Genomic DNA, 13029 nt, shown 5'->3' on the forward strand with positions numbered 1-13029 from the left:
GTATGTACTATGTTGAGGTTCCAAAAAAGTTAACGCCAGTAGAACAGAAGATGATGATTGAGCTAGAACGAGATGCGTTTTCGGGTATAGGCGCTGTCGATGAGCAAACCCTTGTACCAATTGCTCGCTACGGCAAGATGGTTTGGTATAGAGCTGAGGGGGATGTACGGCCGATTGCAGTAGCAGAAATCATGCGTAGCTATGATAATCCTGAAACGGCATATGTATTTGGTTATTATGTGCGTTCCGACTGGCAGGGGAAGGGGATTGGTAGACGATTTTTACAAGAGGTAATAGCGTTACTACGTGAGGACAGATTTTTAAACGTAACGCTTACAGTCAATGTTGAGAATAAGGCAGCTATCGCTTTATATGAGCGTTGTGGGTTTGTGATTAAGGAAACAAGACCAGATGAATTTGGCGTCGGTGAGAATCGATACTGTATGGTGCTAAATTTAAAGGGAAAGTAAAAGTCGGATTGCTAAACGAAACTAAATGAATCGTTTAGCAATTTTTTATGCAAAAATGAAACCATACATATATTTTTCCCGACTATAGTGTGAATGGGGGTGTTTGTTTGAGTGAGCACTTGTCAGCAATTATGGATGAACATGGTGAGTATTGTTTACGTGTCGCCTATTTGTATGTGAAGGACTGGGCACTTGCAGAAGAAATCGTGCAAGATGTATTTTTGGCGTATTATCGGCAACAAGAACGATTTGCACAAAGGTCTTCATTGAAAACGTATTTAGTAAAAATCACCGTTCATAAAAGTCACGATTACTTACGTAGTTGGAAAAACAAACGCCATGTTTTACTTGAGAAATTACAAATTGGAGCAAGTAATAGGACGGTTGAAAAAGAGTTTATTGAAGGTGAAGAACGAACTGTATTGAAGGATGCTTTGTTCGCGTTGTCGGTTATGTATAGAGAAGTGTTGATCCTGCATTATTATAGGGATCTTAAAGTTCGAGAGATTGCAGAGATTTTAGGTTGCTCTGAAAACACGGTGAAAACGAGATTACGAAGAGCGAGGACATTATTGCAAGAGCAGCTCGATCAAAGTGAATGGGAGGTGCTAGTAGATGACACCTTTTAAAGAAAAGTTAAATAAAGAGCTTGGGGAGCCTTCATTCTTTACAAAAGAATTACAGGCAACCATTTTACAAAAGTCACAGCAGCTACCGAACAAGAAAAGACAATGGAAATATCCGGTTGTTCTTGCTATGATGACGGCAATAATATTGTTTTTAATAGTCAGTGGGCCATGGAGTACAACAAATCCTTCTAAAGTGGCAACTATTAATGAAACCGCGAAAACTACTACTGTGAAGCAATTTGGAGTTGCTTGGAATTGGGAAGATGGTTCTTTTAAGGCAGGGAGAGTAGGGTGGGTTTTTGATCAAGAGGAATTTCAACAAGGTCATGAAACTGAGCTGTTGGAGCGGGTATTACGACATGCTGAATTGAGCGAAAAGGATGAGCAATATAGCCCTTTTAGGGATGTGTGGCTCCAGTTTGAAAATGGACAAATAGCAAAACTGAAAATGCAAAGCAACGATGAACAGCTAGCTTTTATTGATGTAAATACAGATTTGTTTTACAAAGTAGACGATGTAGTGGCAGCAGAGTTTATTGCATTGTTCAATTCCTTTAATAGTAACGACTTACATTCTAATTTAATGTTTATTTTTATCATGAGTCTATTTCTATTAAGATGGCTTGTAGAAATAGTTGTGCGAAAAATCTTTAATATTAAACAGAAACCGAAATACATGTCTCGAAATCACCAACTGGTTACGACAATTTATAGCATCATGTACGGTATATTAATAATTATTTTTATAATCAAGGGATGGTTTCTCTATTATGGTGGGTTCTTAGGCATACTGATTATGGCAGTACTTTCATCTATTGCGATTGATTTTTATTATGGGCGAGAGGAGAAAAGGCATTACGTAACGATTGCTTCTGCTATCGCTAGCATTACTCTTTTTGTCTTGTTCTTATTCTTTTTGAAGATGTAACTCAAAAGAGATGTCTCGCTTTTTAGCGGACATCTCTTTTATATGCTCAACGGTCATAGTGTTGAATGAAATCTATTTTTCTCATGTTTGTTTTCGTAACGTACGATTTAAAAATAGTATATAAATTATTGGAAGGATTGCCGCGATACTGACGATGCCTGGCCATTGGAAAAAGGTCCAAATCGGACTAAGCAACGTGCTACCGCAAGCAACACCTATATAATAGGAAACGAGATACAGACTAGAAGCGCTACCCTTTTGATAGGTTGCAGTTCGACTGACGGTTGTTGATGTTAAGGCATGTGCAGAAAAGAACCCTAAACAAGCAATACATAAGCCGGCTACAATGATGACAAGTGAGTTGCTTAGTGTGCAAAGAATCCCGATTACTAATAAAAACACCCCTAATGTTCGAACAATGTGAATCCCTATTTTCCCTGCAAGTGCACTAGCGAATGGTGAGCCGACAATGCCTAAGCTATACGCTAAAAAAATGAATGAAATTATTTTTAACGAAAGAGAAAACGGTGGTTCTGTTAGATGATAAGGAATAAACGACCACATACCTGTAAACGATACTTGTAAAATTATGCCGAGCCCAAATAGCTTCAACAAGCTTGGGTTTTTCAAATGGAACCAAAAGCCCTGTAGATCTTTTTGTATTGTTCGATCATTCACTGCAAAGTTGCGTGATTTTGGTAGTAGTAGCCATACGATGGCAAAGATGATCATACCCAATATAGCAAGTGCAAAGAACGCAGTCTCCCAAGAAAACCGTTCTGTTACATAGCCCATTACAAGGCGCCCTATTGTTCCACCAAGTGCGTTACAGGAAATATAGAGTGAAGTCGCGATCCCCATCGATTTGTGATCAATTTCTTCACTAATGTAGGCAAGTGCCGCTGCGGGAACACCAGCAATGGCAAAGCCCTGAATAAATCGCAAAACAACAATGATGAAAAATGAATCTGTTAAAGGCATGAATAGAAAAGGAAGTACAGTCAGGATGATTGAAAATCTGATAAAGACTAATCGTCCGTGTCGGTCTGATAAAAATCCTAAAACAATTAACCCGAAAATAACAGACAATGTTGTCATGGACATCGACATACTAGCATACGATACAGATATTTGAAACTGCTCTGTAAAGAAGGGTAGGAGTGGTTGCATCGAATACATCGCCGCAAATACGAATACCGATGCAAGACCTAAGCTCGTGACAATTACCCAAAACTGTATGTCTTTGATGGAATACCCCTGTTTGAACGTGTCCATAAGGATGTTCCTACTTCATTAGATCAGGTAACCAAAGTGATAATTGTGGAACTAGAACAACAAGTGCCAAGAACACAATCATCAGAACGATAAACGGAATTACACCTTTTACAACTTCTCCGAGTTTTTCCTTCGCAATCCCACTTACAACGAAGAGATTCAGACCTACAGGAGGAGTAATCATACCAAGCTCCATGTTGATCGTCATGATAATCGCAAAGTGAATTAAGTTAATATCGAAGTGTGCAAGAATCGGTAATAAGATTGGTAACGTGATTAAAATAATAGATACTGCTTCTAAGAACATCCCCATGAAGAAGAACAGAATATTAACGATAATCATGAAGATCCATTTATTCATATCGCTTTCAGCAATCCAAGCACCTACAGTTTGTGGAACTTGAGCATTTGTTAAGTATAGCCCGAATAGTGAAGCTGCGCCGATAATTAAGTAAATCATCGCTGTAATATTAATAGACTCTACTAAAATTTCTCGGAAGTCTTTTAACTTTAATTCACGGTAAATGAACACAGATACGATTAAACCATAAAATACTGCAATTACAGCTGATTCTGTAGGTGTGACAACGCCAGAATAAATAGTTCCTAAAATCAAGAATGGTAAAAAACCACCCCAGATAGCTTTTAGAGATTTACGTCCACGTTCACCCCAAGATGCCTTTGCATCACCTTTGAAGCCATTTTTCTTTGCATAGAAAATAGCAGCGACGATTAAGATGCCAGTTAAAGCAAGACCTGGGATAACGCCAGCCATAAATAATTCACCGATTGATTGCTCAGAAGTAATACCGTAGATAATTAACGGTACACTTGGAGGAATTAAAATCCCTAATGTACCACCAGCTGCTACAAGACCCATTGAATAACGTTTTTTATAGCCAGCAGAAATCATCGCTGGAATCATAATTGATCCGATTGCAGCTGCCGTTGCAGGTGAAGAACCTGATATCGCTGCGAAAATCGCACATGCTAAAATGGTAACAACTGCAAGACCACCAGGTAGGTGACCAATCCAAGAACGTAAAGCCTCGATTAAGTATTTAGAAATACCACCACGTGCCATTAACACCCCAGCAAGTACGAAGCCTGGAATCGCCATCATCGGGAAAGTATCAAGCGCAGTGAAAATACGTTGTGGAACCATGTTCATATTAAAATCGATTTGGAACAATACAAAAATAGTTGATAGGGCTAAACTAATCGCCACGGGTACTCGTAAAAATAGTAAAACAAAGAAACTAATTAAGAGGATTAGCATATTCTTCATCCTTTCCTCGTAGGATATTTACTAGACGTTCAAGGAAACGCGCTAGGAACAGTACACCTGATATTGGTAATACTAAATAGACAATCCACATCGGAATCCCAATATCAAGAGACACCATGCCAGAAGAGAAGCGATTCTCTACTAATACAAATCCGTAATACGTATAAATCGCGCAGAAAGTGATACTTAAGCCAGTTGCGACTAAATCTAAGACGCGTTTCATAGACGGTTTTAATTGATCGTATAAAATATCCACTTGAATATGTTGGTTATGACGAAGTGCTAATCCAAAACCAAGGAATGTCCCCCAAATGATCGAATAACGGGCAAGTTCTTCTACCCAAGCTTGCGGATCATTGAAAGCGTAGCGCATAATTACGCCGTAAAAGATTAGTGCAATACCGACTAAAAAGAAAAATCCAGCGAGGATTTCCTCTAAATAGCCCCATAACTTATATAATGCTTTCATCCTGTTGCCTCCTTAAAAATTCATGTTAAGATTTCATTCAACACATAAGCGTGAGCGGCTTATTTTCAAAAAAAGAGTGAGTGCCGATTGAATCGACACTCAAACTAGAAGAACTTATTTTAAATCACGGATGCCGTTGATTAATTCTTCAGTAATTACTTCGCCAAATTCTTCGTATACTGGCTCAAGTTGTGCTTTAATTGCTTCTTTTTGTTCAGTAGTTAATTCGACTACTTCAATACCAGAGTTTTTAATGTTCTCGAATGATTTTGCATTTTCTTCAGAAGCTAAATCCAATGCTAATGTAGTCGCTTCGTCTAAAGATTCTTCTACTGCTGTTAATAAATCAGCAGGAATCTTATCCCAGAATGGTTTGTTTACGAAAATTGCGTAGTCAAGACGACCGTGCTCAGAAACTGAGAAGTGTTTTTGTACTTCTTGGTATTTTTGTGTATCAAAGTTATTGAATGTGTTTTCTTGTCCATCAACTGTACCTTGTTGTAGGGCAGCGTATGTTTCACCGAATGAAATTGTTGCAGAACCAGCGTTTAAAGCTTTGAATTGTTCTTCAAGAACTTTACCAGCTTGTGCACGGAACTTAAGACCTTTAAAGTCTTCTGGTTTTACAAGTGGGTGTTTGTTGTTAGAGAAATGTTTGAAGCCATTTCCCCAGAATACTAAACCTTTAATATCGTTATTTGCTAATTGATCTGATTCAAGAATTGTTTTTGCTACGTCAGATTCAAAGAATTTACGAACATGCTCTTCGTTTTCGAATAGATAAGGCATGTCAACATATTGCCAACGCGGGTCGATTTTTACCATTTTTGTTACAGATGGAGCAATCATATGAACGTTTCCTGATACTAACGCATCAACTTCATCTGCATCACCGTATAATTGAGATGAAGGGTAAACTTCAACTTTTACTTTACCTTCTGTTTTCTCTTCTACTAATTTACGGAATTGTTCAGCAGCTATCCCTTTAACACTATCGATAGATGTTACGTGAGAGAACTTAATTACAAGCGGTTTGTCTTTTGTATAGCCACCGTCACCATCAGTTGATGGAGCAGCTTCTTCTTTGTCGCCACCACAAGCAGCAAGTGCTAGTACAAGCACAGCCATAAGTGACATTAAAAGCCATTTCTTCATTATATATCCCCCTAAAAATTTGATTTATAGTTAAAAAGGTAATCCTTTTAAACTCAAGTTAATGGTGTGGTTGATTTTTCGGTAGCGCCTTAATATATTTTTCGCCATAGCGCTCTGTGTAAAATTCATAAACAGGGTCAAAAGCCGTCTCCCATTTTTGAATATCTTGCTCTGTTAAGTAATTAATATCGATACAATCACATGCTTCAACCTCTTGAAGACGTTCAACACTTAAATCTTTAGCCAGTTGCCATTGCCATTCTTGTACTTCTGCAAGTGTTTCGATGAGTAGTGTTTGGATATCTTTCGGTAAGGAATTCCAAAACTCATTATTCATGAGCAGTAGGTAGCCCAAATAGCCATGGTTACTTACTGTCAGATAATCTTGCAAAGAATGTAAGTTTTTACTTGTGATATTCGTGAACGTATTTTCTTGTCCGTCAACATTTCCTTTTTGTAATTGATTAAAGACAGTATTAAAATCAATTCGTCTTGGAAATGCTCCGACGCTTGAAAATTGTTCTGCTAAAATATCACTTGGCATAATGCGCATTCGCAATCCTTTTAAATCCTTAACTTCTTTAATTGGTCGAATGCTATTACTTAATTGCTTAAATCCGCTATCCCAAATGCCCATTGACAAAAGGTTATGCGCATTTAATTTACTCATCAGAACTTGACCGGTGTTACTTTCTATATATGTATGAACTTCATCTGCATTTTTAAATGCATAAGGTAGATCCATGACTGACCATTCAGGTACAAGTTGTGTGATTTTAGAAATCGCAGGTGCAATCATTTGAACGTCTCCACGTAAAAGTGCATTCATTTCTTCACCGTCTTTATAAAGAACGCCGTTTGGAAATACTTGAACTTCAACATGTCCATTACTTCGTTCCTTGACAAGCTCAGCAAATTTAAGGGCAGCCATTCCTTTTGGCGTATTTTCCCCAACTACATGCGAAAATCGAATAACGATTTGTTCCTCGTGACTTAACTGTTCATTGTCGATAGGGTAATCGGTTTCTTGAGATAAAATTAACAGAATTATTGCTAGAATGGGAACGCTAACAAAACTGAGGATAAGATGTTTTCGCCACATAATCTAAACGACCCCTAACGTTATTAACAGCTGGACTGTTCTCATTGTAGTTTAAATGTCGAAATACACAATATTATGGTATTAATGGACATTTTGGTATTTATGGTATATAACAATTCACTATTCTTATATACTGTTCTAAAACAGTGAAAAAGCTTGCAAATGCTAGATTTGCAAGCTTTTTTTATATAATTATTTGATAGAGTAGTATTTTGTTGGCCGACCAACTGTACCATATTTTAAATTAATATGAACACTACCTTTTGTAGCTAAGAAGTCTAAATATTTTCGAACTGTTACTCTAGCCATTCCGACATTTTGAGCAAGCTGCTCAGACGTAATAGGTGCACGATCTGTCATTAAATAATCTAAAATTTGTTTCATAGTAATGTCATTGAGACCTTTAGGGAGCTCTGTTGTCTCATACTGGATTCCCAACCATTGATCGATATCTTCTTGTTTAAAGGTATTAGTAGTTAAAAGTTTCTTTGCAGAGTCTTTATACTGTTGCAAAGCTTTTTCAAAGCGATCAAAACGAAATGGTTTAATAAGATAATCAATAGCACCAAGGCGAAGTGCTTCTTGTACAGTTTGTGCATCCCTAGCTGCCGTAATCATTATAATATCTGATGGGATACGCTCAGCACGAAGTTTTAAAAAGAGCTCCATACCTGTCATATCTGGTAAAAACATATCAAGTAAAATGAGATTTGGTTTCTTGGCTATTATATTTTCATAAGCTTCTCGCCCATTTGTAGACTCACCTACTAGCTGAAAACCATTCATCTTATCTAAAAAACCTTTGTTTACTTCAAGAACCATTGGATCATCTTCTACGATAAAAACTGAAAGATTACTCATTGTTTTTCAGTCACCCCTGCTTTAATTGTAATCGTTGTCCCAATATTAATAGTAGACTCTACTTGGATTGTTCCTTTGTTCGATTCGACTATTTGTTTGATTAGTGCGAGGCCAATACCACGGCCTTCTTTTTGTTTTGTACTAAAGCCATAATCAAAAATTCGTTGTGGAATTCCTTCAATACCTTTACCACTGTCTTGTACTTCAATAAATAAATGATGCCTATCACCGATTAATGTTAAATGAACATCCTTATGTGGACTTTCTAGACAGGCCTCCATAGCATTGTCGAGTAAATTGCCGATTATTGTTACCATATCTCCACTCGAGAAACCACTCATAAATTCGACTAAGTTAGAATCTTCGTCGACCGTAAGTTCTACACCAAGCTCCTTCGCGCGTGAATATTTGCCGAGCATTAAGCCTTGAGTGGAGTAGTCGTGAATTTTATCACGTAAGCTTTGAATAATTTCTTCCTCATCTGTTATTTCATCAATTATAAGACTTAAGGCGTCATCATTACGTTCAAGTTGGATTAGCCCGGCGATACTATGCAGGCGATTCATGTATTCATGCTGTTGTGCACGCAACGAATCTACAAGCATTTTAATGCCAGTTAGTTCTTCAGCAAGCATATTTGCTTCTTTTCGGTTCGTCAACATAATGAGGTAGCCGGCATTTTGATCCATAATTCGTATAGATACGGTTCGTACTAAATACATTTGCTCGAACATCAAAAGTGGTCGATATGCTTCGTATTGTTGAAGCGTATCCTCCGCAAGCCATGTATCTTTAAATAACGATTTTCTCGATATTGTTTGTCCAAAGAAATGTGTATACTGTCTTGCCAATCGGTTAATAAACGTTACATTTCCTTTTTCGTCTGTTGCCAATATTCCGATATCCATCGCTTGAATAATGCCCGAACGTTCTTCTACAAGGCGAGCGATTTCAAATGGTTCTAAATTGAACGTTTGTCGTTTTAAGTGAGTTGCTACTAAAATTGAGCCTCCCAAACCTATTGCTAATCCTGAAAATAACGACACTAATATATCAAATTGATATTCATCAAGAAGCTGATACCATTTTGGTGCAAGAAGACCAACTGTAATGACACCAACCTGCTTCGTTCCTGCTTCGTTCATGATTGGTACGAACGCTCGAATTGAGTAACCAAGTACACCACGAGCTTTTGAGATGTATTCATGCTGCGAAAAAGCTTCTATTTCGTCTCCACCCTCAAAGACTGTACCGATTTTACTTTCAGAAGGGTGTGAGTGACGAATACGATTCATATCGATCACAACGATGTAATCGACATCAGTGGCTAATCGAATTCTTTCAGCGATAGGTTGGATTATTTCAAAACCACCCTGTTTACCCACAGAATTTTGAATATCCGAAAGCTGCGAGACAGTTCTAGCAATCGCAATAGCGCGTGCACCGAATTCTTTTTCAAAGGCACCTGCAAGATTATGAATCATAATAGCGCCACTTGTAGCAATAGACGATATAACAATAATGAATGAAAAAATAAACATCTTTAAACGTAAAGAAATATTTTTCATAAGTATGTAAAAGGGGATACCAAAGCGGCAACCTTTTTTAGAATGTACACCTCTTTTATGAAAGTATTTTTGATGCCAGCATAACAATTCTGTAAAAAGTACTTTATTTGGGTATATAAGTATATTTGTCCTATTTTACCATAGTCAAGTTAATTAAGAATTTCATTCTATTACAAATACACATAAACTAAAAGATTGTTGTAATACAAAACTTACTATACTACATTATTTCCACTTGTGTACTATAACAATTGTGTTTTATTTTATTATAAGGTAATTTGATTGAAGATGTTGGTGTATCTAAGTTTAATGCTGTGTATCTTACAAACAAAGAAAATAAATATTTTTAAAAAATATATATTTGAATAATAAAAAGATGCAGAAAAATATTTTGGAGTTAATTTACGAAATAAGAAGGTTTTTGTAAAAAGTTTATAAGTAAACTATTATCAGGATATAGTTTTTTGCATGGTAGTTTCCCTTGAAAATGGATGTTGAGGGTATTTTCTTTTTAAAGTTGAAAATTTCTCTATTATTCTTAATATTTCTGTTTAATAAAGCGAGGATTCCTCATTGTAAGTGGCAGATAAATTTCGTGATTATGAGAAAAAACACATAAAGATAGGAAGAGAGTTGTAAAAAATATGTGAAAGTATACACAAAATTAGTTATTTTAAAATAGTTAATGTTTTTTTGATAAATAGAGTAGAAAAATATTATTTGCTAAAAAAAGTAATAAATACTGTTTGCTAAACGTCTTTTTCCTTACAGACTGTAAGCGGAATAAATGTGGAAATGGATTGTTTGATTTAAATTACTTTTTAGAGAAATAATAATTTTTAGAAAAACATCTTGCATTTGAATAATTATAAGTGGTAAATTGTTCTACATGGAAGTTCATAAAGTCTTCACATATAGCGAAAGAGGGGAGAAATGAGAATTTATGAATAAAAATAGATGGTTAATTGCATTATCAGCAATTGCAATCCATCTTTCAATTGGGGGAGCATATGCATATAGCGTATACAAACTACCGATTGTCACAGAGATGGGATGGAGTGAAACGAATGTAACGATCGCCTTTACCATTATGATGGGGCTTGCGGGTTTTGCAGCTGCACTATTTGGTAACTTGGTAGAAAAAATGGGTCCACGTAAATCTGCTATGGTAGCTGCCGTTATGTTTGGTGCAGGACAAGCTGGTGCGGGTGTCGCAATTATGATGGACTCAGTTGTATTATACTGGCTTACATATGGGGTACTTAGTGGGTTAGGTATGGGAATTGGCTATATTGCACCTGTCTCGACATTAGTAAAATGGTTCCCAGACCGTCGTGGCTTAGCAACTGGTATGGCTGTATTAGGATTTGGATCAGGGGCATTGATTACAGCGCCAGTTGCAGCGAATTTGATGGAAGCAGTAGGTATTTCTACAACGTACTTTATTCTAGGGGCAAGTTATTTCACGTTAATGATTTTGGGGTCTCTATATATTGCACCTCCAGTACCTGGTTATATGCCAGCAAACATGAAGGTAGCATCAGAAAATGGCAAGCAAGTAGTGAAAAAAGATTTAGCTGTTATGACAGCTCGTGAAGCAGTAAAGACAAAACATTTCTGGATGTTATGGTCGATGCATTTAGTGAATGTAACAGCGGGAATTATGATGATTTCTGTGGCATCTCCAATGGCACAAGAAATCGTAGGTTTATCAGTTGCAGGTGCTGCAGCAATGGTAGGAATTATGGGGTTATTCAATGGTGGTGGCCGCTTGATTTGGGCAGCTGTGTCTGATTATATTGGTCGTTCAAACGTCTTTGTTATTTTCTTTACAGCACAGTTAATAACATTTATCGTGTTACCGCATACAACAAACGTTATTATTTTCCAAGCACTTATTTTCTTAGTAGTTAGTTGTTATGGTGGTGGCTTCTCGAATTTACCAGCATTCGCAAGTGATTTATTTGGTACGAAGCAACTAGGTGTGATTCATGGATATCTATTAACGACTTGGTCATTAGGTGGAGTTTTTGGTCCGCTTTTAGTAAGCACAATCAAAAATTCTTATGGAAGTTATATTCCAGTATTCTATGTATTTACAGGTTTAATTGCTATTTCATTAATTATTTCTTTAACTTTACGTGCAGATGTGCGCAAACAAATGGCATTGAATGCACAACAAGCCTCAGTAGAAAAAGTTGGAGACGTCTCAACAACAGCTCAATAAAAACACTTTCAATTCGCACTTGAAAGTACTTAGCCGGATAGTTGTCATTTCGCACATGACCCTATTCGGTTTTTTTATATCCAACGTTGTTATAGTACAAACGAATATTCTTCACCTAACATATAACAGTGGTTGTGTGGTGTCAACAACATTTTGGGAAATAAAAGGATTTTGCTACCAAAAGAGCTATTTTGCAACGGTATCATAGTGGTAATGTAACGTGTTTTAATTATTAGAAAATTGAATCTTTTCTTTCGCGAAGTACGTATATAAATGTTAAAAGGGGGAGGGGCATATAATGGTGAAATATGCATTGAGTGAATTCGTTAACAAAACGCAACAAGACGATAACGAGAACGAATATTTTGAGTTAGAAACTGAGCGTGTTTTAGAGATTAATTTGGACGGTGAAGTTTGGTCGAAGATGGGGGCAATGATTTCATACGTAGGAGATATTAAATTTGAACGTGAACGAGTGCTGGAGCATGGGCTTACTAAAATGTTTAAAAAGGCTTTGACAGGCGAAGGCACTCAACTAATGAAAGCGATTGGGAAGGGTCGCCTTTATTTAGCTGATCAAGGTAAAAAAGTTACAATTTTTGATTTAAAGGATGAGACCATTTGTGTAAACGGCAATGATTTACTTGCATTTGAGCCGAGCATAGATTGGGATATTCATTTAATGCGTAAAATGGTAGGGGTAATGGCAGGTGGTTTATTTAATATAACACTACGAGGAAGTGGGAAAGTAGCGATTACAACACATTTTGAACCGTTAACGTTGTTAGTGAAACCAGGTGAAACAGTTTATACTGATCCGCATGCCACGGTAGCTTGGTCGGGAAATTTAACACCGGAATTTAATACAGATATTAGCTTCCGTACGTTTATCGGACGTGGTAGTGGTGAATCGATTCAAATGTCGTTTTCAGGTGAGGGTTTCGTAATCATTCAGCCGTTTGAGGAAGTGTATTTATCTAGTGAAAAATAGTAATAGCATATCCGAACAATCTACGCCAAGCTATTGTTTTACTGGTTATTGATAACTATAGAACAC

Annotated in this window: 12 protein-coding genes; 5 read left to right on the forward strand and 7 right to left on the reverse strand. The window is 36.9% G+C overall.

Annotation, left to right across the window (positions count from 1 at the left end; genetic code table 11):
• Positions 1 to 2: 2 nt before the first annotated feature.
• From ACIQ2D_RS10395 to ACIQ2D_RS10405, 3 genes are all read left to right on the forward strand, one after another.
• Complete coding sequence (locus ACIQ2D_RS10395; protein WP_402863434.1) at positions 3 to 470, forward strand: GNAT family N-acetyltransferase; 468 nt, start codon at positions 3 to 5, stop codon at positions 468 to 470.
• A 107-nt stretch (positions 471 to 577) separates the two neighbouring features.
• The gene (locus ACIQ2D_RS10400) at positions 578 to 1099 is read left to right on the forward strand and encodes a sigma-70 family RNA polymerase sigma factor (protein ID WP_402863437.1); all 522 of its coding nucleotides are present in this window, start codon (positions 578 to 580) and stop codon (positions 1097 to 1099) included.
• Positions 1086 to 2027 carry a hypothetical protein gene (locus tag ACIQ2D_RS10405; protein WP_402863440.1) on the forward strand — a complete coding sequence of 314 codons (942 nt, stop codon included), beginning with the start codon at positions 1086 to 1088 and terminating at the stop codon, positions 2025 to 2027. The genes ACIQ2D_RS10400 and ACIQ2D_RS10405 overlap by 14 nt, the downstream gene beginning before the upstream one ends.
• Positions 2028 to 2108: 81 nt before the next feature.
• Here ACIQ2D_RS10405 and ACIQ2D_RS10410 read toward each other — a convergent pair whose 3' ends face one another.
• The 7 genes from ACIQ2D_RS10410 to ACIQ2D_RS10440 all read right to left on the reverse strand — a co-directional run bounded on the left by ACIQ2D_RS10410 (position 2109) and on the right by ACIQ2D_RS10440 (position 9661).
• The gene (locus ACIQ2D_RS10410) at positions 2109 to 3302 is read right to left on the reverse strand and encodes an MFS transporter (protein ID WP_402863442.1); all 1194 of its coding nucleotides are present in this window, start codon (positions 3300 to 3302) and stop codon (positions 2109 to 2111) included.
• 10 nt (positions 3303 to 3312) lie between these two features.
• Positions 3313 to 4581: a TRAP transporter large permease gene (locus ACIQ2D_RS10415; RefSeq protein ID WP_402863921.1), complete on the reverse strand. Its 1269-nt coding sequence runs from the start codon at positions 4579 to 4581 to the stop codon at positions 3313 to 3315.
• Positions 4562 to 5059 carry a TRAP transporter small permease gene (locus ACIQ2D_RS10420; RefSeq protein WP_402863445.1) on the reverse strand — a complete coding sequence of 166 codons (498 nt, stop codon included), beginning with the start codon at positions 5057 to 5059 and terminating at the stop codon, positions 4562 to 4564. Before ACIQ2D_RS10420 ends, ACIQ2D_RS10415 begins: the two co-directional genes overlap by 20 nt.
• Before the next feature lie 114 nt (positions 5060 to 5173).
• Positions 5174 to 6214 carry a DctP family TRAP transporter solute-binding subunit gene (locus tag ACIQ2D_RS10425; RefSeq protein ID WP_402863448.1) on the reverse strand — a complete coding sequence of 347 codons (1041 nt, stop codon included), beginning with the start codon at positions 6212 to 6214 and terminating at the stop codon, positions 5174 to 5176.
• Between the two features lie 58 nt (positions 6215 to 6272).
• On the reverse strand, positions 6273 to 7316 hold the full coding sequence (locus tag ACIQ2D_RS10430) for a DctP family TRAP transporter solute-binding subunit (RefSeq protein ID WP_402863450.1): 1044 nt from the start codon (positions 7314 to 7316) through the stop codon (positions 6273 to 6275).
• Positions 7317 to 7508: 192 nt separating this feature from the next.
• On the reverse strand, positions 7509 to 8177 hold the full coding sequence (locus ACIQ2D_RS10435) for a response regulator (RefSeq protein WP_402863453.1): 669 nt from the start codon (positions 8175 to 8177) through the stop codon (positions 7509 to 7511).
• The gene (locus ACIQ2D_RS10440) at positions 8174 to 9661 is read right to left on the reverse strand and encodes an ATP-binding protein (protein WP_402863456.1); all 1488 of its coding nucleotides are present in this window, start codon (positions 9659 to 9661) and stop codon (positions 8174 to 8176) included. The genes ACIQ2D_RS10435 and ACIQ2D_RS10440 overlap by 4 nt, the downstream gene beginning before the upstream one ends.
• A 1027-nt stretch (positions 9662 to 10688) precedes the next feature.
• Here ACIQ2D_RS10440 and ACIQ2D_RS10445 point away from each other — a divergent pair.
• Positions 10689 to 11972 carry an L-lactate MFS transporter gene (locus ACIQ2D_RS10445; RefSeq protein ID WP_402863459.1) on the forward strand — a complete coding sequence of 428 codons (1284 nt, stop codon included), beginning with the start codon at positions 10689 to 10691 and terminating at the stop codon, positions 11970 to 11972.
• Positions 11973 to 12270: 298 nt separating this feature from the next.
• Positions 12271 to 12963, forward strand: coding sequence for an AIM24 family protein (locus ACIQ2D_RS10450; protein ID WP_402863462.1), 693 nt, complete (start codon positions 12271 to 12273; stop codon positions 12961 to 12963).
• Positions 12964 to 13029: the final 66 nt, after the last annotated feature.

Origin of the sequence: Lysinibacillus sp. NPDC097287 (genome assembly GCF_044761695.1) — a bacterium.
Classification (GTDB): Bacteria; Bacillota; Bacilli; order Bacillales_A; family Planococcaceae; genus Lysinibacillus.

What these genes read in the sequence shown, in the direction of transcription:
- ACIQ2D_RS10395 (WP_402863434.1), top strand. Translation starts at nt 3, where the DNA reads ATGTACTATGTTGAGGTTCCAAAAAAGTTAACGCCAGTAGAACAGAAG.
- ACIQ2D_RS10405 (WP_402863440.1), top strand. Translation starts at nt 1,086, where the DNA reads ATGACACCTTTTAAAGAAAAGTTAAATAAAGAGCTTGGGGAGCCTTCA.
- ACIQ2D_RS10410 (WP_402863442.1), bottom strand. Translation starts at nt 3,302, where the DNA reads ATGGACACGTTCAAACAGGGGTATTCCATCAAAGACATACAGTTTTGG.
- ACIQ2D_RS10415 (WP_402863921.1), bottom strand. Translation starts at nt 4,581, where the DNA reads ATGCTAATCCTCTTAATTAGTTTCTTTGTTTTACTATTTTTACGAGTA.
- ACIQ2D_RS10420 (WP_402863445.1), bottom strand. Translation starts at nt 5,059, where the DNA reads ATGAAAGCATTATATAAGTTATGGGGCTATTTAGAGGAAATCCTCGCT.
- ACIQ2D_RS10425 (WP_402863448.1), bottom strand. Translation starts at nt 6,214, where the DNA reads ATGAAGAAATGGCTTTTAATGTCACTTATGGCTGTGCTTGTACTAGCA.
- ACIQ2D_RS10430 (WP_402863450.1), bottom strand. Translation starts at nt 7,316, where the DNA reads ATGTGGCGAAAACATCTTATCCTCAGTTTTGTTAGCGTTCCCATTCTA.
- ACIQ2D_RS10435 (WP_402863453.1), bottom strand. Translation starts at nt 8,177, where the DNA reads ATGAGTAATCTTTCAGTTTTTATCGTAGAAGATGATCCAATGGTTCTT.
- ACIQ2D_RS10440 (WP_402863456.1), bottom strand. Translation starts at nt 9,661, where the DNA reads ATGATTCATAATCTTGCAGGTGCCTTTGAAAAAGAATTCGGTGCACGC.
- ACIQ2D_RS10445 (WP_402863459.1), top strand. Translation starts at nt 10,689, where the DNA reads ATGAATAAAAATAGATGGTTAATTGCATTATCAGCAATTGCAATCCAT.
- ACIQ2D_RS10450 (WP_402863462.1), top strand. Translation starts at nt 12,271, where the DNA reads ATGGTGAAATATGCATTGAGTGAATTCGTTAACAAAACGCAACAAGAC.